The organism is Patescibacteria group bacterium, from assembly GCA_018896215.1.
In the GTDB taxonomy this organism is placed as follows: Bacteria; Patescibacteriota; WWE3; order 0-14-0-20-40-13; family 0-14-0-20-40-13; genus JAHINB01.
In genome coordinates this window covers 1-20,407 of sequence record JAHINB010000009.1, presented here as the reverse complement: position 1 = coordinate 20,407, position 20,407 = coordinate 1, and the positions used below count along the sequence as shown (strand labels likewise).

Sequence of the window (20,407 nt, the reverse complement as noted above, 5' to 3'; positions counted from 1 at the left end):
CGAAAAACCCTTGACATTACTTTTAGAGGTATTACAATACCTCCAAATGGATAATTTACAGGCATTGGTGTACCCCCAAAATCCGCAATGGAACTCTAAAGACTACTTTAAACCCGAAAAGGGCTGGTTTTTGCGCCCAGTATATCACCAATCACTTTCGTGGTTAGATAAAAGAGTCGCTGTGGCACTCACTGGTCTTAGACGAACCGGAAAGAGCACAATCTTACAACAAATAAAATATCATCTTGAAGAGAATATTGCCCCAGAACAAGTACTTTTCTTCTCTTTTGAAAAAGCGCAAGTAAAATACGAACCTGAAACTTTGCGGAATTTGTTAAACTGGTATTTTGAAGATTTCTTAAAGAGCAGTCCCAAAGAGATAAGCAAAAGGGTATATATTTTGCTTGATGAAGTTCAATATATTCCCCACTGGCAGGATACCTTAAAATGGTTTTACGATCTAAATCCAAATTTTAAGTTCTTTTTAAGTGGCTCGTCCTCTCTTTTTATTTATAAAAAGGCTACCGAGAGTTTGGCGGGGAGAATTATAGATATCACAGTTCCCCCTCTTAGTTTTAAAGAATATTGCAACATAAAGAGTGTTTTAGATGATGCCAACGATTTACCAAAAATATTTGGGAGACAGCCAAATTTAGTTAACAGTCACTTTAAAGACTATCTAGAGTTCGGTCAATTTCCTGAACTGGTAAAAGAAAATTATAAACCTGATCAGTCTAAATTATACTTACAAACAATAGAAGAAAAAATTGTGGAGCAAGATTTGCCTAAAATTTACAAGGTAAACCGACCCGATATTCTACATCTAATTTTTAGCTTTGTAAAAAATCACCCCGGCGCATTATTGGAATACAGCAATTTGGCAAACGATTTAGGAATAGATGTCAAAACCACCGCAAAGTATTTGGGGTATCTTAAAAAATCTTTCTTACTAGATTTGTGTCTAAACAATACCAAAAAACTGGCTAAGAGCAGTCGTACCGCAAAGAAGGTTTACCTGGGCTCGGTAAACTTTTCCCGAAGTGGATTAGGAGAAACAGTGGAAAATTATGTTTTTAATTTTTTATCTGGTCTTGGCAAGGTAGAATTTTTTAGATTAAAGAATTTTGAGGTTGATTTTGTTCTCCAACAAAAAAATCCCTCCATTTTTGAGGTTAAATATCAAGAGCATATTGAACAAAAAGATAGCCAAAATTTAGTAAAATTGGCTAAAAGCAAAAAACTAGACGAGGCTTATTTAATTACAAAAAACAATTACGGCGCGTTTACCCAAGACGGAATGAAAATAAACCTGCTCCCCGCCTGTCTTCTGGAAACCTACTTCTCGGGCTGACCGGGAGAGAGGGTTTTGTAGTGGGAATACCTTTGTACTAAATTGTCATAATCTTTAAAGACTTCTTCTTGCCTTAATTGGTCAATTACATGCACCGCATCATAAATATCCAAATTATTTTTTAGCTTGTATCTGCCGTCTCGCCAGCGAATTGCCTGCTCATATTCTCCTTTTTGAGCGCAAAGCTTTTCTTGTTTTTCCAAAAGTTCTAAAAGCGCCTTGTATTCTCCCGGTTTTCCGCGATCTTTAAAAGGTACTTTTATCTGTTGTTTTTCGTCACCAGCAAGCTTTCTCACATACCCAGTTCTTTGCCACGAAAAAGCCGTGGCAATAATATCTTGATACAATTTAAAAGCCTTTTCTTTTTCTTCTGGTTTTGCTGTTAAAGATTGCTCCACCACCTGCCACAATTTATAAGCACCAAGCTCGATCATTTCTAAAGACCACCAGGGTTTAGCGCTTGCCCACCAATAGTGACAGGAGTGGAGAGCGCTATCTAGTAATTTTCGGGACTCTGAATTAGACGAATTGGTAGAATTTGCATTATTACTTACAGTTGATATGGCTAAACCCGTAAGTTCCCACTGCAGTTGATGAATTCTATTCTCCTTCTCATACCAAAGATTAAATGGCGTGCCGTTGGCTAAATCTTTTTCGGATGATGCCCAAGTAGAATCCACCGGGGTTACTTCTTGTGTTTTTTTGATGTGTTTGGCTATTTGGCTTATTGTGACATTGTTCAGTTCTTTAGCTTGCAAGAGTCCGAACAGCAATTTCTCCAAACCAATTCTGTGATGACCAAAAGTTTCGCCATCCATAGCGACTAGGAGGTAGCTTAGGGAACTAAGTTCAGAGGAATACTTTTTAATAACAGGTACAAGTTCGGCAGTGGGACGGATGTTGGCTCCCATGATGATGTTAGAAAGGTTTTTATGTCTAAAGTGTACATTGACCTCCGTTCCTTTGATCTTGTAAATTGCATTAAACTTGCATTGATCCAGCTTGCCATTATAGGCAATCTCATCCGCTAAAATATATTTATACCCCATTTCTCCAATGACTTGGACAATTTTGGGGCTGTAGCTCATTTCGGGACTAAAAAAACCCGCCGGATGGTAGTTTTTCCCAAAGTAAAACTTATTGGTCTCGTGATTTAGTTCTATTTGACGCACAACCTCGGAGTGTGGGATTAGTGGCAAAAAAGCGTGGTATTTGGCGCTTTCGGTAAGTTCAATCTGATCCCGATCAATCAATGTTTTTACATTATCAATTAGATCTGTATAGTGATATCTATCCCAAAGCTCTGTTAGTACAGCGTTGATGTTAAATGTTAGATGACAACTGGGGTTTTTAACCAAAAATTTAAAAATCGGGCGGTACGACTCGTTGACAATCCGATCTAAAACATCGGGATATTGATCCTCGGGCTGGTAGATGTGGAGGAAGATTGAGAAAAGCATTAAGTTAAGCTAACCCTCGGATTCTCAATCGCTTGTTTATACAGTCCCACATACTCCCCCGCGCTGTTTTTCCAGCTAAAATCCTTCTTCATCGCGTTTTGCATAATTTTTTCCCAGACCTCTTTGTAACGAAAAGTCTCCAAAGCTCTTATCACCTGCGCAAAAAAGGAGTATTTATTGTAGTCGCTAAACACAAACCCAGTACCCTGCCCTGTTTCGGGATTATAATTTTCCACAGTATCAGCAAGACCACCGGTTGCCCTAACCACTGGAATACAACCATAACGCATTGCTTCTACCTGCACCAAACCACAGGGCTCAAATTTAGACGGCATAAGTATAATGTCAGCTCCCGAAAATATCAGACGGGGCAGAACAAAATTGGGGTAGGGGTGAATTCCCACTTTTTCTGGAAATTTTTCTTTTAATTCTTGCAATTTTTTAGTGTAGTGAGAAGCCCCCCCACCTACTTGAACAAATTGAATCTCAAAATCACGAAGCAGGTAGTTAAGAACATCCAGAAGTAAATCTATCCCCTTTTGATCGTCTAGCCTTCCCTCGTAAGCAACAACTGGAATATTGGCATTTTGTTTTAAACCAAACTCTTTTTGCAGGGCTAGCTTATTGGGTCGGCGCTTCTCTAGCGATTTATAGTCATAATTTGACACAATTTTTGAGTCGGTTTTTGGGTCAAAAGCTTCATAATCAATCCCATTAACCACGCCAGTTAATTTTGACCTTACCTCGGTTAAAAGTCTATTCAACCCCTCACCATACTCTGGAGTGAGCATCTCTCGACTGTAAGTTTTGGAAACCGTTGTAATAAGATCGCTGTGGATAATGCCACGCTTCATAAAATTTAAATGCTTAAGTCTATTGGTAAAAAACGGCGCAACGGAACCCCTACCATCGTCTAAATTCATTTCGGAGGCATTTCTTAAATCTACCATTCCTTGAAATTTTAAATTATGAATCGTAAAAACTGTGGAAATTTTATTCAGAAACTTTTCATCTTTAAAAGAGGATTCTAAATAATTGGGAACTAGTGCGGTGTGCCAATCATGACAATGAATAATATCGGGGACAAAACTATCTTCGGTTTGTTTTTGGCAAGTTTTACTAATATATTCTAGAGCGGCGCGAGAAAGCAACGCCCAACGAATGTGATCATCGGAATAGTCATAAACATTGCTTCGTAATTCATAATATTCCATGTTTTCTAAAAAGTACACCGGAACTTCTCCTTGGGGGTTGTAATATTTAACATTACAAACTAAAAATCTTTTGGCATCGGATTTGTGGCTAGTGGGAACTTTAAGCCCTTTATAGACATACTCGCTGGGGTATTTTTTTTCGTCAATAAAACCAAACTTGGGAGTAAAAATTCGGGCGTCAACACCCATTTCACGCAAGGCTTTGGATAAATAGGAAACCACAACTCCCTGTCCCCCAACGCTGGAAAAGGGTCGGGTTTCCGCCGTTACCATAAGAACTTTTAGTTTTTTAGATTTATCAAATGTCATGGTTCTAATCTCCTAACTAACGATAATTTATCAAAGTGTTTGTCGTAGCTATAGATACAGTCTACCGACTCGCTAAGAAAAAAACAATAATTATACGCATCCGCAAAATCAATATTTTCGTCTTTCCACAAAATAAGCGCTTGCAACAAAATTTCCGCTTTTTCCACTTCTAAATTAGGGAGATTTAATATCCCCAAAACTTTCCCTACAATATCACTCTTTTTAACTTTGTAAAACGACTCTAGTGTCCAAATAATCTCAAAAATGACTAGCGAAGATGTGATTAAGTTTATTTTACCCTCTGAAGCTTTTTTAAATAAAGCGAAAGATTTGTTATAGGCTTGTTCGTCCTCTTTTACCAAAAATCTTAAAAAGATATTTGTATCTACAAAACTTTTTGTCATTGACTTGCTGCTGCAACTTTCTTGGCAACTAAATTTAAGGTTTTTGACCGAACAATATGAATATCTTTAATCCCTAAGGGTTTAATGGACGCGCCTTGAGATAAAAAATTATTTTTTAAAGGAAATACCTTTACAAAACCTAAATCTGGTAAAACCGAAAAGACCAGTTTATCGCCTTCATCTAAAAGCAAAACATCACGAGCAATTTTGGGAATAGTCACTTGCCCTTTGGAAGTAACTGTAGCTACTGTATTCATGACAATGAGAGTATCACAATTCCTTACATGATGTCAATACCCTTACTCAATGTGCTTACTACAAGCAGGTACTACCCGATAATTTATAAAAAACCCTCTCTATACTTTTGAGAAAACGATTAGGGATAATCCCGACCTAGGGTCGGGATTATCCCTTTTTAGTCTTATGGGGTGAGACCCCTGTGGGGTCTCACCCCTCTTTTTCTAACTTGTGTGTTCGTTGATATTTAAATAGATTTGTTAATGCTGGAAAATTTAAGTTTTCCTTTTTTATTCTGCGAAATTTTCTGCAAAACAAAATTTATTAGGTAGCCACAAGATAAAAGGGTTATGAGATACAAAGCCCCAATAAAAGTAAAAGCCGGAAGTTTATCTCTTGTTAAGTAGGTTAAAAGACCCGATACAACTCCCATGGTTGTAATTAGCGTAAGAGACTGAATGCTCCTGCCTGTATTGGAACTTTGCAAACCCAAAACAGTATCTATGGCTAAATTTACATAATCTAAAGTCATTTTCCAAATCTCTTTGATGTAATCTAATGTGTTTAACAAAGATTCAAAACGGTACTGAAAAAGCATTAAAAGGTGGTTTTCTATCTGAAACCTCTGGGCTATCGATTGTCTGGTTTTGGCGTAAGAATCCATTTGGGCAATTCTATTATTAATTAAGCTGATTGTTTTTTTGTAATCATCCAACTTGCTTCTTATTTTTGGTATATCCTTGTATTTCATTTGCCCCATTTCTTTTACTTGATCTATATCGAACCAGATTTTTCGGTGAATAAAAAGGTACTTTTCTAGCTGATCCTTAAATTCTCTAAAGAAAATTTGAGTTTCTATAACCTTTTTAATGGAATCCCCATCGTTGGTCTTTGCTACAACAAAAATATAATCCTTGGTTTTGTAAACACACATATCCCGTGAAGAAATTTTGCTATAAACCTTTCCAAATTTTTCTGGCGCAACTTCAAACTTATCAAAATCCTTGTCGCTAAATGAGACAACGACAGGGTGCGAGTTTTTAATATTGGCTAAAACCTTTGGCGTCGGAGCTCCCAAAGAAAATATGTAGTCCATTGCAGGCAAAAAAGCGTCGTTAAAATATTTCTCTAAAATTAATTTTGTTTCTTGAATGTTTTCGGTCTTAAATTCCAAGATATAAAGCCCATCTTCAAAATACCTAATTTCTATACCGTCGGTTGTCTTTGCTCTTACATATTCCAAATAGTCTGTTTCTCGGGACACCTCCTGTAAGTTCAAATTTTTATGAAGATAGAGTAGTTTTTCTTGAGAAAGATCTAGATAAGAATTAGCCACGGAGAGAAATTCAAATATTTCGCTTAAATGTAGAGTAGTTCTTTGATACCAACCACCAAAAGTAACAGTATAAACTTTGGACATATTTCTATATTAAGCATAGAAAAAACTCTTGTCTATACTTTTAGTAAACAGATTCTTGTAGTTTGTATTTGAGCAATGTTAAACTGTTCCCATATCTTGCCAATACCGACCCGCCTACTCGCGAGAGCGAGACAACTCGGTACATTCCCTGCCCAGAGAGAGACTTACAAGGAGCTTTGCTGCCTTGTATTATGGGGAATCCCTACCCGGAATACTTCGCCCCGTTTGTCGGCGGCTCATTGTTGGTAAGGTAAAATGCAGGAAAAAACATCTCATTGTCTAAAGTAGAATTCCATGCTAAACTCCCCCCGTTAGGCTAGATAGAAGATTCTCGTAACGCAAATTTTTTGCTCCTTGCGGATTCTTTTGTTATGCCATCTTTTAAGGCGGTGATAGCAAGTGAGTAAAAAGTTATATGTAGGAAACCTTCCATTCAAGTTTACCTCCGAGGACATAAGAGCCCTTTTTTCCCCAGCGGGAAACATTGTTGATTCCGTAGTAATTACGGACAAAATGACAAGAAGGTCTAAAGGCTTTGGATTTGTTGAATTCTCAACAGACGAAGAAGCTCAAAAAGCCTTGGCAGACTTTAATGGAAAAGATATAGAAGGTCGAGCATTAGTTGTAGATATGGCAAGAGAAAAACAAGGTTAATGACTGGTATTAAATCTCCCCGCCTTTGGCGGGGAGATTTTTTTAGTATCCCTTACTCTCAAATTCCTTTAGTTCCTCTGCCATGTTCATCTGCTTTAAATCGTCTTTAATTCTCTCGACAGATACATGCTTTAACCCACCCCGTTCTCCCGCTTGCGAAAAGACATCTACTGTATCGGCCTTAATAATGACCACATTGGCAAACTCCTCTGACGATTCCTCTAACTGCAATCTTAGCTTCCAAAAATCCATTTGGTCGGGAGAAACATAAACATGCAATTTATCAAATGCCTTAATTGGGTAAAACAACGACAAACCAGCAGGGCCGGTAAAAGCGTAATCGGCGCTGGCATTTTCCCCCGCTCTCTTTATAAGTTTAGCGATGACTCTTAGATCATCAAACGGACATCTAAAATATAACGGTTTAAAAACCTCGTCTTCGGCAAGAAGTGTAGATTTAATCTCGGGTTCTTCCGCTTTTTCCTCTTCTTCGACTTCTTCCTCTGCACCTAAACCCATCATGGGGGTTTCTTTAATTGGCTCCTCTAGCACTTCTTTTGTCTCCACCACCTCTTTCTCTTCTTTAACCTCTTCTTTAACAGTTGGTCCTAATTGCAAAAATTTTTCGATCTGGTCTTTGGTAAATCTGTGCCTTCCTGACGCAAGTTGTACTGATCCGAGCTTACCATCTTCTATGTACCGATATAAGGTTCTTAAACTTACACCTAGTATGTCACACACTTCCGAGGACTTGTAGAGTTTGTCTACTAATATCATGGTTGGGCGTTCCCCCAAACTTAATGTTTGGAGAAAACGAAAATGCTAGTAATATCTCCAACCTACTCTTTTGTATTAGGATATGTCAAGAAGATTTTTGTGGATAAAACCAAAAGCGGAAATAAAATAACAGCCTTAAATACTCTCTTATAGCGATAAACTGGTTCATTTACTAACCTGTACAGCCATTCTAATCCAAAATGCCTAAAGATTGAGGGAGGGTTTTTCCGCAAACCTAATAAATAGTCAAAAGAACCCCCAACATTCATTTTTACGCCACTAACACTCACATCTACCATTTGTTGTATTAAAGTATTTGCTAAGATGTGATTATATGTCAACAGTGTTACATTTGGTCTAAATGTTACTATTGTTTTAACAATATTATTTGAGACTACCTCTATCGTTGAAATAACTCTTATACACTCCTTTGACATCTCTAGTTGCTCAATTAAATACTTCTCTATCTTTTCTTTTGTTGCAAGGGAGTTTGGAGCAACAAGTACCAATACTCTATATTTATTATTCCTTGACGATATTAAAGTATCTTTTAAGATACTAGATCCCGATACTACCTCTTTTATTATAGGTGGAAATAAAAAAGAGACCAACTTTACGCCAACCCCATCGCATAAATTTAAATTACTCTTATTTAGTATTTTCTTAAATGCGGGATCGTAATGAGCATCGTATAAATGTTCAGGGTTAACTGTAACGACACAGGAGGGCTTACTAGATTGAGCTAATTGCTGGATCTCTTTTAAGGTCTCCTCTTTATTTACAATGTCAATTCGAACTCCAAGGATATAGGTAGACTTCATATAACTTCCACTTACCTGATACTCACAGTATACAAATCTGGCGGAACCGACTGCTTAAACGACGCCAGAACTATTATTTTGTCCCCTCCTGGGGTTGGATACGCTTTGCTACTAGCTAAATTTCCCGTAAAAATTTCGGTCCTGTTGCTTCCATCTATTCTTATTACCTCTACAGTCCCCTCTTCTACCACTATTAAATGATAAGAATCGGAATACCAATAAACTTTGGCGTTAGATTCCTTATCAACCTTAAAAGGAGAATATTCTAACTCTTCACCAACTGGAAGCGGATTCTCAAAATTAGACACCTTATATTCTAACTTTTCGTCAGAAAGCGTATTTTTGTAAAGAAACTTTTTAAGATCGGGGGACCAAACTGTCTCGGGGTCTAAAGCAATAGCTGTAAAATCCTGTGGCAGGTTTATTTTTTCTAAATATTTTTTTAGCTTATCCTCTTTACTTGTTGCCCATTCCTGATAAATTGCCTCGGGACTCGTGACAACTTCTGGAGTTGTCTGAATTGCTCCACCACTTGCGTCTAAAACATAATATTTGCTATCGTTCATCTTAATAAGTAACTGTTTGTCGTCTGGAGACCAGACTAAATCTTTAGCCATAGAATAGGCAATTGACGGCGTGTCTAAAATTAACAGATTTCTATTACCGCCAAAAATAGAAATCGAGGTGGTTCCGGACAAAGGTAAAAGCCAAATCCCTGGCTCTTTGCCGTTTTTTGTGGCATAAGCAATTTTGGAGCCGTCGTTGGAGACCGAAAATGCCGAGACTCCAAAAGTGGTTAGCGGTTCAATTCTAGGAGATTTAGAAATTAAAAGCGCAGTAATATCGGTAACCTTGTCGTTGTAAACTTGAACTTGCTTTCCCCAAGAAGTAAATCCGTCTTTGGTGACTTCTAATTTGTAGGTCGCTGGGGCTAAAGAAGAAATTGTTGAATTGGTTGCGGTAATAACTTTTCCATCCAAATAGACTTTGGCTCCCTCGGGATTGCTACGAACCGAAAGGATTCCAGTTTGCAAAACCGTGACTTCTTTTTTGTTAAAGTTGAGTCGGTATCCTTGGGAATACATTACCGTTGCCCAGGATAAAAGGAGCAAGAACATCAAAACTGGAAATATTGGAACACCGTTTCGCAAAGGATTTTTCATAAGACAATTATAGAACATCTAATCAAAATATTCTAATAGAAACGCAACAAATAATTAAAAATTAAAAATTACTTTCTGATAATGCTCTTCTCAAAAGCCTCTAAGTTCTCCAAAACTAAACTGATGCCCTTAACCACACAAAGCAGGGGGTCGTCGGCAATATGAGCTGGAAGCCCAGTTTCGCGGGTGACAAATTTTTCGATCCCGCGCAGTTTGGAAGTTCCCCCTGACATGACAATTCCCCGATCAATCACATCGCTGGCAAGCTCTGGCGGGGTTCTTTCTAAAACCTGTTTAACTTCGCTGATTAGATCTTTTAGCGTCGGCTCTATAGCAAGCGCGATTTCACTGGATTTAATAATAACTGTTCTAGGCAAACCGTTGATGGTATCTCTTCCTTTGACTTCCATTTCCATTTCTTTTGTAGGAACAATTGCCCAACCAATATTTATTTTTATATCCTCGGAAGTTTTTTCACCAATAAAAAGACCATATTTACGACGGGCATAGCTTGCGATAGCTTCGTCTATTTTATTACCGGCAACGCGCACCGATCCCGAAACCACAATTCCCCCCAACGAAATAACCGCAACTTCGGTCGTGCCACCGCCAGAATTTATAATCATATTTCCCGAGGGGTCGCCAATCGGCAATTCCGCTCCAATTGCCGCCGCTAAAGGTTCGGGAATCAAATAGGCGATTCTTGCTCCAGCGTTATAGGCAGCCTCCAATACCGCCCTTGATTCCACAGAGGTAACCCCGGCGGGAACCGAGATCATCACCGTAGGCTTTAACAATCTAATTTTACCCCCAGTTTTATCTATAAAATATTTAAGCATCGCCTCGGTTATGGCAAAATCGGCAATGACGCCATCGCGTAAGGGTCTAATTGCCTCTATTCCCTCGGGGGTCTTGCCCACCATATCTTTGGCCAAAACTCCTACAGCTAAAACCCTTCTATCGTCCGAGTTTACGGCAACAACGGAGGGCTCGTTGACCAATACTCCCTCACCTACAACACTAACAACCGAGTTGGCGGTACCTAAATCTATGGCGATTTTTTTGGATAGGCTCATTGCTCCACAAGCTCCGCTAGAATTAGTAACCTATTAATGGTTGTTCCTGGAGGACTACATGTCTGTAAAGTCAACATTGGCTTGACAAATTCCCGATAATAAGGCACAGTGTCCCAGCCTTTAACAATCTCTGTTTGGAGCACTCTATATTGGTATTGTTTGCCCTGATAAAATACATAGATGTCACTTCCTGGCGTAATTCTATTGAGCAAATTAAAGCTAGTAGCGTAAGATCCCAGTTCCCAAAAATTAAGACTCGAGTGCGAAAAATAATAAGAATTTCCAATCTCTCCCGGCAAGACGGTTCCCTTGGCATGGGCAACTCCAAATTTTAAGGCTTCCAAATATTTTGCTTTGTCTGTAATCGAGATATTTTTAACCACCGGCACACTTAAGCCAATTTGGGGTATCACTAAAGCAAAATCGCTATTTACCGGGCTGATAGCAAGGGGTTTTCTTTCTTTAAGAGCGGTAAGCAATGACGGGTCTTCCGGGTTATCACTGTTGGTGGAGAGTTGATAGCTGACTCCACGCGCTTTTGTTGCAATAAAAAGTAGGTTGTCTTTTGCCCAAGCTCCGTAAGTTAAATAAAGGATCGTAATTGCCCCAAAAATTAAAATATTAGAGATAATCCGAATAAAAATAAACTTGAAATCAGACTTGTTCATGCCCAAAATGTTAACACAAAAGGGAAATAATGATAAGGGTAAAATACTACTCCCCCGGGTGATTGGCAAGCTAAACTTCAAGCTCGAACAATCACCCAAGGGGAACCTCTCACGGACAGATGGAACATGGTCCGCGGGGGGTTGGTGTCGCCCCACTACGGACGACGAAGGGCGTGGGTACCGGCGCCCCCGGCGTAGGGAGCGGGGTCGGCCACCATATTGGTTGCGAGACAACGGGTTTGGCGGAGGGACGCCAAACGGTTGGTACCGGCGGCGGAACCGGGGTGGCGGTTGCCCACGGAGGCGGGGTGGGAGAAACTGCGCGAACGGAGGTCTTTTCAAACCAATAACCTCCGACCAGAACGAATTTCCCCGAGGATTCGGTGATGGGTCCAGGTTGTACCTGGTACCCATAAACCGACCAACACCGGGGATCATACCTCCCTGTCCAGGGGGAGATCCCAACGCTCTTGGCACATCCCAAAGTATTCCAACCCAACGCCCAAGTATCCGGCTGGACTGGTGTCTCAGCATGCGCCATGCCCCATCCGACCAAAAAAGCCAACGCGACGACCGACAACAAGACGATTATTTTCGTCTTCATTTTCCTACCTCCTTGAGGATAAAGAAATTTTTCGGACGGCAACCCGCCCGAAATCGTTTTACGCTGGAGCCAATTCTACACTACTTCCTATAGTTTTTCAAGGGTTCAAAGGATTAGAAGAGTTTAAGGAGTTCTTGAGATTCGGCAAGACGCATTTTAAGATTATTATCTTTGGCTAGTTTTTGCGCTTCTTGAGCCAGCTTTCTAGCTTCAACTTTGTCATCAAGATTGTAGAGAATAAGAGATTTATACATTAAAAGTTTTGTTTTCCAAATCATTTTATGAGGCATTCTTTCGTCCTCCCAACCCTTTTCCAATTCCCCTAAAGCCTCGTTGATGATTTCTTGGGCTTTTTGAATGTTTCCTCGGCGCATCGTGATAAAAGCCAAATCACCCAAGATATCGGCGCGAGGCGCGGGGTGGGTTTCTTTCTCCAAAAACTTTAAGAGGTATTTTTCGGCCTTTTCAAAATTCCCGGCATACTTGTAAACAGAAGAATTTGCCCTAAAAGCTAGAGTGTCTTTAATATGATGTTTCTGACATAGTTTAAGAGCTTTTTGAGCATGGTCTTTTGCCAAATTAGCATTTGTAAACGAGATTGTTTTATAGAGATACGCCAGATGGTTTAAACATTCCGAGGCATTAAGATAATCGCCTTGAGAAAGAAATAGATTATAAGCTTGGGTAAGAAGTTTTTCGGATTCAGGGAAGCGGTAATCTTCGCGCGCTTTCCAGCCTTGCTCCATGAGTTTCTGCGGGTCTTTTTCCATATAGAAAAAGTATACCACAAAAAAAGAAGCAAATGGTTTGGACAGAAAAACCATTTGCTCTTGAGAGACAACGACAGGCATTATCGGGTGAGGCGTGGTCTGTCGTTTTCAACCCGTAGAACCCTCTTTCCGTGTGTGAATCCCTGGGTATACCCCTCTGTATAGCCCATGTGTTTCGCTCGCTCGATCATCTTCCTAATCATTTGAGCATCCGATTCAAGGATAACGGTCACTTCGTTACTCTCGAACTCCACCTTCCACCCCCTGATGGTTCCCCCTTCAATAGGGGAAACACTAACGGTGATACTCATGGCACCCTCCTTTTTTTCTAATGTAGTTGACGGGGTTGACAAGAGAGATTATAGCACAAAATACAAAAGGTGGCTTGCCATCCGTAGCTCCGAAGGAGCATAGGATGGTCGCAATTACTGAACGAAGCTCGAACCTTTTTCGAACGAAAAATGCTTGATTAGCTCCGCTCCGCGTTTCCGCCCGCCTGAATGCCTGCCCGCCAAAGTTTCAACGACGGCGGGGACGGCCAGAATTTTTGGCGAACGGCGGCGGAACCAAAAATTAAAAGGGTGGTAGATTCAGAAATTTAATGTCTTTATGTCTATAATTTAGCACAAACACGATTAAAAGTAAATTTGCTATTGACAAGGATTTTTAAATTGATATAATAGACCTATATCTATGGTCGAGGTCTGGATAAATTATTAACTATTAATTTAAAAAATATGGCTACCCAAAAAGAAAAAACCCTCATAAATTTTAAGAAGGCTCAAGGCTTAATATTGAAAATTATCAAGATGGTCGAAGCCGATGAATACTGCATTGATATTATGCAGCAAAATTCGGCCGTGATAGGTCTTTTGAAATCTGCCCATCAAATGTTAATGGAAAATCATCTAAATACCTGTTTTAAAACAGCAATGGGAACAAAAAATGAAAAAAGGAAACAGGAAATGACGGAAGAGATTTTAAGAGTTACAAAATTGCTTAATAAATAATGTTAAAAAATATAATTTATGATGCTTAAAAAAACTAAAATTCAAATTGAAAATATCAGCTCGGAAAACGATAAGGCGCTGATTGAAACTGAAATAGATGTTTTAGAGGGAGTAAGAAATGTAAATATTGATAGCAAGGGCGGCGAATCTTGGGTGGAATTTGATACTAATAAAATTTCTCAAGAGGAAATTTTCGGCAAAATCAAAGAATTAAAATTCCAAATAAAAAAAGAGGTGCTGGAAAGCCAGCCAATGAGAAAAGAGCACGCCTATTTTGTTCAAGGAATGCATTGCGCTTCTTGCGAGGTTTTAATAGAGAAAAGATTATTGGCACTAAAAGGAATAAAATCAGTGGAAGCCAAGGCTGACAAGGGCGAAGTTTTACTTGAATATACAGAAGAAAAACCAAGCGTCGATAGATTAAATGGAATTTTCAGAAAAGAAAATTATCGTTTCTTTGATCAGCCAATAAAAACAATGGGAGGAAAAAAAGAGAATGACCTTTTCGTAATCGCTGGCGCCGCTTTATTTTTTATTGTCGGCTTTTTCATTATTAAAAATAGCGGTTTTGCCGGCTTGGTAAACGTTAGCTCAACTTCATCTTTACCTACATTCTTTCTTTTGGGATTATTGGCTGGTGTTTCCAGTTGCGCGGCTCTAGTCGGCGGCTTGATTCTTTCAATGTCTAAACAGTGGCTGGAAATGTATTCAGAAAGAAATTCAACCATGGAGAAACTTCAACCACATTTAATGTTTAATGCCGGAAGAATTGTTTCTTACGCTCTTTTGGGAGCCGTTATTGGAGCCATTGGAAGCAAACTTCAGATCTCTTTAACTTTTACTTCTGTTTTAATCGCCGTTGTTTCTGTGATGATGGTTTTCTTAGCTTTACAAATGTTAGGAGTAAAAGCTTTCCGAAAATTTCAGTTTACCATGCCTAAATTCATAACCAGACACATTGCCGATGAAACTAAATTTCAAGGAAAATACAAGCCATTTCTAATGGGAGCGCTTACTTTCTTTTTGCCTTGCGGTTTCACTATAACTGCGCAAAGTTTGGCTTTAATTTCCGGCAGTCCGCTCCAAGGAGCTCTTATTATGCTTTTTTTCGCTTTAGGGACATTGCCGGCTCTTTTGGCAATTGGTTTATCCTCGGTTAAATTTTCTCAAAAGCCGCATTTAGCCAATAAATTCCTAAAAGTTGCCGGCGTTTTGGTTTTGTTTTTCGCCTTATACAATATCAATGCCCAGTTAAATGTTTTGGGATTTTCCAGTTTAAGCGATATAAAATTTAATTCTAATCAACAGTCTGCCAACGGCGACGAAGATGGTTTGCCGCCGATTGTTAACGGCAAACAGGTTATAAAAATGGACGCCTTAAGTTCTGGCTATAAACCAAATTATTTTAAGGTCAAAGTCGGAGTTCCTGTCAGATGGGAAATTGCTGATGAAGGGACAAGCGGCTGCACCAATGCCATTATCTCCCGCGGTTTATTTGCCGACGAAATTCCTTTAACTCCTGGCCAAGTGAGCGTCAAAGAATTTACTCCGGAAAAGCCGGGAAAATACAAATTTTCCTGCTGGATGGGAATGGTCTCGGGGATTATAGAAGTGGTTGATAGTAAAATTGCGGCAAAAAGCTCCAGCGCTTACGCTCAATCCGCAGATTTCGCAAATACGAATGACAACGATGTTATTCCCTCCGGCGCAAAAGGATGCGGCTGCGGCGGCGGAAGCGGCAGCTGCGGCGCAAGATGAAAATTTATTAAAATAATTAAATTCAAATTATGAAGAATAAACACTGGTTAATAATGCTTATATGTTGCGCTTTGGCGATGTCGGCCATTATTATATTGCCTAAATACCTTAACCTTGGTTCGTTTACTTTTTTATTAATTTTACTTTGCCCATTATCTCACATTGTTTTAATGAAACTGTTCATGGGAAAGGAAAAAAACAAGGGAGTTAAAAATAATAATTGTCATTAAAAATTTAAAACGATGAAAAAAGCAAAATTTAAAATTCACGGCATGCACTGCAACTCTTGCGCTATTTTAATCGAGGAAAGATTAAAAAATCTGCAAGGCGTGATTCAAACAAAAATAAGTCATGAATCGGGAAAGGGCGTGATAGTTTACGATGAAAATGCGATTGAAGAAACGGAAATTCAGCGTGAGATTGAGAGCGTCGGTGAATACAGCGTTGAAAAAATTGAAGACACAGAAAAAGAGAAGAATGTTAAAGAAGATTATTCTCGTCCCAATCTTTCTATACCAATCTCTATAATTATCGCAGGTTTAATTATTGCCGGGGCAATTATTATTAATGGCGACGGCGGCAAGAAAACTATTTCCACCGGACAAATAGCCCAAAATTTGCCCGTTAACGATACTCAACCGCTCGAAGCGCCGGCAATTGCTCAATTTGACATTACAAAAAATGATCATATCCGCGGCGATTTCAATGCGTTGATTACTTTGGTTGAATTTTCTTGTTTTGAATGTCCTTTCAGCGCCAGACATAATCCAACTCTGATTAAAATTTTAGACGATTATAAAGGAAAGGTCAGGTTAGTTTACAAACATTTTCCTTTAGGATTCCATCCAAACGCTCAAAAAGCGGCCGAGGCATCTGAATGCGCTGACGAGCAGGGAAAGTTCTGGGAATATCATGATAAGTTGTTTGAAAATTTTCAATTAGGTTATAGCATAGAAAATTTTAAACAATGGGCGAAAGATTTAGAATTAAATAGCGGAAAATTTAACGAATGTCTTGATTCGGGAAAATATGCTCAAAAAGTTCAGGCTGATTTTCAAGAAGGGACGGGAAAGGGAGTTAACGGCACTCCCGCCACATTTATTAATGGGCAATTGGTAAGCGGCGCTCTGCCCTATGAGTCATTCAAGCAAATAATCGATAATTTACTTAGTCAATAATTTATGAAAATTTTTAAAGGTTATTTTATCTTTTTGTGGGGGCTAGTTTTTACTTTAATTTTTTTACCGATTAAAGCCTTGGCATTTTGTCCTATGTGCGTTGTGGCAACGGGAGCGTTTCTGGGAATTTTCCGCTGGCTCGGAGTTGACGACACAATTATTGGTCTTTGGCTTGGCGGATTTATTCTCTCCGCTTCAATGGTTTTTAATAACTTACTGATTAAAAAAGGAAAAAGAATAAGATTTCAACTTTTTTTAATTCTTCTCGTTTTTTTTGGTCTTACCATGTTGTTTTTGTATCAGTTTGGCGGTTTAAGTCCTTACAACAAAATTTTTGGGATTGATAAAATCGTTTTCGGCATAATTCTTGGCAGCTTGCTTCTTTTATTAGCGTCTTATTTAGATAAATTTTTAAGAAAGCAAAATGAAGGTAAAATTTTTATTTCGCATCAAAAAATGATTATAGCCATCAGTTTACTTATTATTTTTAGCTTAGGTTTATATTTTGTTTTATGATGAATAAATTACCGTCAATGGACGAATTATTAACCAAAGTGGACAGCTTGAAAAAAGAACATCAGCTCGATTTATCTTCAGACGAAGATTTGAGTATCGCGGTAATGAATTTAGTAAGCCTTGAAGAACATTTTTTCTTTACCGCGTCTAAAACAGAAAAGGCAGAATATTTTGATTTGCTTTACGAAATTCGCGAAATGCGCAAAGCCCTGATGAAAAAACTGGTCAAAGAATCAGAGGGAGAGATTTGGTGTATAGAGAAACATTTACTCGCCGCCAGTATGAGATTAATTGAGGTGGGAACGAAATATTTTCATCAAGAAAAAAGGAAGGAAGCGGAAGAATTGTTTTTAAAAGCTTATCGGCTTTATTCTTTGTTCTGGGGAATAAATCTGAAATTGGTTAATCTTGGCGCAGTGAAGGCCATTGATGATGACCAGCTGAACGCGCACGACCAGGAGAAAAAAGGTTTTTGGGGAAAGTTGGGAATAATAGTTAAAAAAATTATTGATTGTTGCAAGGAATAAAAATATGCCAAAAAATAAAAATATTACAAACCATCAAAGGGGGAAATACTGGCCGATTTTTGTAGTCGCAGTTGTTGTTTTAATTATCGGAGGACTTTTTATTTTGAGAAAACCGGAAAAAAATGTCAGCCAAAGCCAGTGTCAAGTTCAAGAAATAACATTTTATTATCTTGATCAATGTGGCTGGTGTCAGAGGGTCAAAAATGAAGGGACAATTGAAAAGATTGAACAATTGGGAATAAAAGTGAAAAAAATTAATGCGGCAGTTGGGCCGATTCGCCATAAATTTGAAAGCGTACCGACCTTTGTTATCAATGATAAAGTTTACTCGGGTTATAAAACTTTTGATGAACTAAAAAAACTCCTTAGTTGCCCGACGGATAATAAACAAATTCTTAAAGTCCAAAACCAAACATCGTCTCCGGTTCAGACTGAAAAACTATTTTTGGGCGAAAAAGGAGAAAAAGTGGTTTTTGAAAATAGAGAAGTTGAATTAAACGCCGCGCAATTTAACGATAATAAAGCGCGTTTCTACAACATAGAAATGCCTAACGGCAAAATAATTCACTTTTTCGTGGTCAAAGACAGGAATGGAATCTACCGCGCGGCTGCTGATGCTTGTCAGGTTTGTTTTACCGAGAGAAAAGGATTTCATCAAGAAGGCGATGAGATTGTCTGTAATAATTGCGGCAACCGTTATCCTATAGAAAAAATTGCCACGGAAAAAGGCGGATGTAATCCTGGCCCGATAAATCCAAATTTAGAAGTTAAAAATGGGAAAATCGTCATTAAAGAAGCAGACCTCGAACAGGTTTTGGATTTATTTTAATTATTTTTATTAGCATTAATTTTTATAAACATTATGGAAAAAACAATTCTAAAAATTTCTGGCATGCATTGTGCTTCGTGCTCGGCTATTATTGAGAATGCGCTAAAAAACGAGGAAGGTATAAAATCGATTAATGTTAATTTTGCTACAGAAAAAGCTTATTTAGAGTTTGACCCAATTGAGATAAGCATTGCCCGAATTCAAAAGATAATGGAAAAATTGGGATATAAAGCGACGGAAGAAACTTTTGAGGAAGAAATGCACGACCACCATAAAGAGGCAAAAGCGCAAGAAATACAAAAATTAAAAAAGCGGTTTATTTTCGCCTTAATTTTCAGTTTGCCCATTATTTATATGGTGATGGGCGAGATGGTTGGTTTGCCGATGCCGATAATTTTTGAAAAATACGGAACCATTATCCAGTTTGTTTTAACGACGGCTGTTATTGTTTCTTGTTTTAATATCTGGACTTCTGGTTTTAAAAATCTATTGCGGTTGGCACCCAATATGGATTCTCTAATCTTTATTGGCACAGCCGTTGCTTATTTTTATAGTTTAACCATTTCCGTTTTGATATTTTTGGGAACAAAAGTTGAAGCACATCTTTATTATGAAAGCGCGGCTTTAATTTTGGTTTTTATTTCTTTAGGAAAATACCTTGAGGTGATGACTAAGGGGAAAACTAGCGAAGCGATTAAAAAATTAATCGGGCTTCAGCCCAAAGAAGCGACGATTATAAAAGACAATGAGGAGATAAAAATTCCTATTTCCGAAGTAAAAGTCGGGGATATTATTTTAGTCAAGCCCGGCGAAAAAATTCCGGTAGACGGGATTGTTATTGACGGCTATTCCGGTGTTGATGAAAAAGCCATCACCGGCGAAAGTATTCCCGTGGAAAAGAAAAAAGACGATGAAGTAATCGGCGCCACCATTAACAAAACCGGTGTTTTGAAATTTAGAGCAACCCGAGTCGGCAAAGATACGATGTTGGCCCAGATTATAAAAATAGTTGAGGAAGCAATGGGTTCCAAAGCGCCAATCCAGCTATTGGCCGATAAAGTTTCTTTTTATTTTGTTCCGTCCGTGATTGGTATTGCTATTTTTGCTTTTGCCATCTGGCTTCTATTAGGGCAGCCTTTGGCTTCGGCTTTAATGGTTTTTGTGGCTGTTTTAATCATCGCTTGCCCTTGCGCTTTAGGTCTGGCAACGCCAACCGCCGTGATGATGGGTACTGGTCTGGCGGCAAAAAATGGCATTTTAATTAAAAGCGGCAAGGCGTTAGAAATTGCCAGAGATGTAAATATTGTTATATTTGATAAAACAGGAACGCTAACCAAAGGTGAGCCAAGCGTTACTGATATTGTTCAAGTTAAAGATGAGATTAGCGAAAATTCTATTTTGCAAATCGCCGCGTCAGTGGAAAAAAATTCCGAGCACCCTTTAGCCCAAGCAATTATTAATAAGGCGAAAGAAAAAAAAGCTAATTTTTCAGAAGTAAAAAACTTTCAAGCTATTCCCGGCTATGGCGTTACAGCTGATTTGGAAAATAAAAAAATACTTTTTGGAACAAGAAAACTAATGGCTAACAATCAAATTAATTCAAATATAATAGAAGAAAAAATGATTGTTTTAGAAGATCAAGGCAAAACAGCAATGATTTT

At 38.6% G+C, this 20,407-nt stretch carries 21 protein-coding genes; 10 read left to right on the top strand and 11 right to left on the bottom strand.

Annotated features, from left to right (window positions below; all coding sequences use genetic code 11):
• Positions 1-46: 46 nt before the first annotated feature.
• Complete coding sequence (locus tag KKF75_02030; protein ID MBU4380974.1) at positions 47-1,351, top strand: ATP-binding protein; 1,305 nt, start codon at positions 47-49, stop codon at positions 1,349-1,351.
• Here the strand turns inward: KKF75_02030 and KKF75_02025 are convergent.
• The 5 genes from KKF75_02025 to KKF75_02005 form a co-directional block, all read right to left on the bottom strand.
• On the bottom strand, positions 1,336-2,811 hold the full coding sequence (locus KKF75_02025) for a hypothetical protein (GenBank protein MBU4380973.1): 1,476 nt from the start codon (positions 2,809-2,811) through the stop codon (positions 1,336-1,338). The two genes, KKF75_02030 and KKF75_02025, sit on opposite strands and share 16 nt — an antisense overlap.
• Complete coding sequence (locus tag KKF75_02020; GenBank protein ID MBU4380972.1) at positions 2,811-4,334, bottom strand: glycogen synthase; 1,524 nt, start codon at positions 4,332-4,334, stop codon at positions 2,811-2,813. The genes KKF75_02025 and KKF75_02020 overlap by 1 nt, the downstream gene beginning before the upstream one ends.
• Positions 4,331-4,738 carry a PIN domain-containing protein gene (locus KKF75_02015; GenBank protein ID MBU4380971.1) on the bottom strand — a complete coding sequence of 136 codons (408 nt, stop codon included), beginning with the start codon at positions 4,736-4,738 and terminating at the stop codon, positions 4,331-4,333. The genes KKF75_02020 and KKF75_02015 overlap by 4 nt, the downstream gene beginning before the upstream one ends.
• Positions 4,735-4,995 carry a type II toxin-antitoxin system PrlF family antitoxin gene (locus tag KKF75_02010; protein ID MBU4380970.1) on the bottom strand — a complete coding sequence of 87 codons (261 nt, stop codon included), beginning with the start codon at positions 4,993-4,995 and terminating at the stop codon, positions 4,735-4,737. Before KKF75_02010 ends, KKF75_02015 begins: the two co-directional genes overlap by 4 nt.
• Positions 4,996-5,222: 227 nt before the next feature.
• Entirely contained in the window at positions 5,223-6,395 is a 1,173-nt protein-coding gene (locus KKF75_02005) for a hypothetical protein (protein ID MBU4380969.1), read from the bottom strand.
• Between the two features lie 399 nt (positions 6,396-6,794).
• Between KKF75_02005 and KKF75_02000 the strand changes: the two genes are divergently transcribed.
• Complete coding sequence (locus KKF75_02000; GenBank protein MBU4380968.1) at positions 6,795-7,049, top strand: RNA-binding protein; 255 nt, start codon at positions 6,795-6,797, stop codon at positions 7,047-7,049.
• 42 nt (positions 7,050-7,091) lie between these two features.
• Here KKF75_02000 and KKF75_01995 read toward each other — a convergent pair whose 3' ends face one another.
• The 6 genes from KKF75_01995 to KKF75_01970 form a co-directional block, all read right to left on the bottom strand.
• A complete protein-coding gene (locus KKF75_01995) occupies positions 7,092-7,826 on the bottom strand; it encodes a helix-turn-helix domain-containing protein (GenBank protein ID MBU4380967.1) in 735 nt (244 codons plus the stop codon).
• A gap of 62 nt (positions 7,827-7,888) precedes the next feature.
• On the bottom strand, positions 7,889-8,647 hold the full coding sequence (locus KKF75_01990; GenBank protein ID MBU4380966.1) for a WecB/TagA/CpsF family glycosyltransferase: 759 nt from the start codon (positions 8,645-8,647) through the stop codon (positions 7,889-7,891).
• 11 nt (positions 8,648-8,658) lie between these two features.
• Entirely contained in the window at positions 8,659-9,810 is a 1,152-nt protein-coding gene (locus KKF75_01985; protein ID MBU4380965.1) for a PEGA domain-containing protein, read from the bottom strand.
• 68 nt (positions 9,811-9,878) lie between these two features.
• On the bottom strand, positions 9,879-10,886 hold the full coding sequence (locus KKF75_01980; GenBank protein MBU4380964.1) for a rod shape-determining protein: 1,008 nt from the start codon (positions 10,884-10,886) through the stop codon (positions 9,879-9,881).
• On the bottom strand, positions 10,883-11,554 hold the full coding sequence (locus tag KKF75_01975) for a class E sortase (GenBank protein ID MBU4380963.1): 672 nt from the start codon (positions 11,552-11,554) through the stop codon (positions 10,883-10,885). Before KKF75_01975 ends, KKF75_01980 begins: the two co-directional genes overlap by 4 nt.
• A 717-nt stretch (positions 11,555-12,271) precedes the next feature.
• Positions 12,272-12,928: a hypothetical protein gene (locus KKF75_01970; GenBank protein ID MBU4380962.1), complete on the bottom strand. Its 657-nt coding sequence runs from the start codon at positions 12,926-12,928 to the stop codon at positions 12,272-12,274.
• Positions 12,929-13,665: 737 nt separating this feature from the next.
• Between KKF75_01970 and KKF75_01965 the strand changes: the two genes are divergently transcribed.
• The 8 genes from KKF75_01965 to KKF75_01930 all read left to right on the top strand — a co-directional run.
• Entirely contained in the window at positions 13,666-13,938 is a 273-nt protein-coding gene (locus tag KKF75_01965) for a metal-sensitive transcriptional regulator (GenBank protein ID MBU4380961.1), read from the top strand.
• Between the two features lie 18 nt (positions 13,939-13,956).
• Positions 13,957-15,696, top strand: coding sequence for a sulfite exporter TauE/SafE family protein (locus KKF75_01960; GenBank protein MBU4380960.1), 1,740 nt, complete (start codon positions 13,957-13,959; stop codon positions 15,694-15,696).
• 29 nt (positions 15,697-15,725) lie between these two features.
• The gene (locus tag KKF75_01955; protein MBU4380959.1) at positions 15,726-15,926 is read left to right on the top strand and encodes a DUF2933 domain-containing protein; all 201 of its coding nucleotides are present in this window, start codon (positions 15,726-15,728) and stop codon (positions 15,924-15,926) included.
• Positions 15,927-15,938: 12 nt separating this feature from the next.
• The gene (locus KKF75_01950; GenBank protein ID MBU4380958.1) at positions 15,939-16,874 is read left to right on the top strand and encodes a thioredoxin domain-containing protein; all 936 of its coding nucleotides are present in this window, start codon (positions 15,939-15,941) and stop codon (positions 16,872-16,874) included.
• 3 nt (positions 16,875-16,877) lie between these two features.
• Entirely contained in the window at positions 16,878-17,390 is a 513-nt protein-coding gene (locus tag KKF75_01945; GenBank protein ID MBU4380957.1) for a hypothetical protein, read from the top strand.
• Positions 17,387-17,917, top strand: a complete 531-nt coding sequence (locus tag KKF75_01940) for a hypothetical protein (protein ID MBU4380956.1) — start codon at positions 17,387-17,389, stop codon at positions 17,915-17,917. Before KKF75_01945 ends, KKF75_01940 begins: the two co-directional genes overlap by 4 nt.
• Positions 17,918-17,921: 4 nt before the next feature.
• A complete protein-coding gene (locus KKF75_01935) occupies positions 17,922-18,746 on the top strand; it encodes a DUF2318 domain-containing protein (GenBank protein ID MBU4380955.1) in 825 nt (274 codons plus the stop codon).
• 33 nt (positions 18,747-18,779) lie between these two features.
• A partial coding sequence (locus KKF75_01930) for a heavy metal translocating P-type ATPase (GenBank protein MBU4380954.1) occupies positions 18,780-20,407 on the top strand: 1,628 nt, incomplete at its 3' end.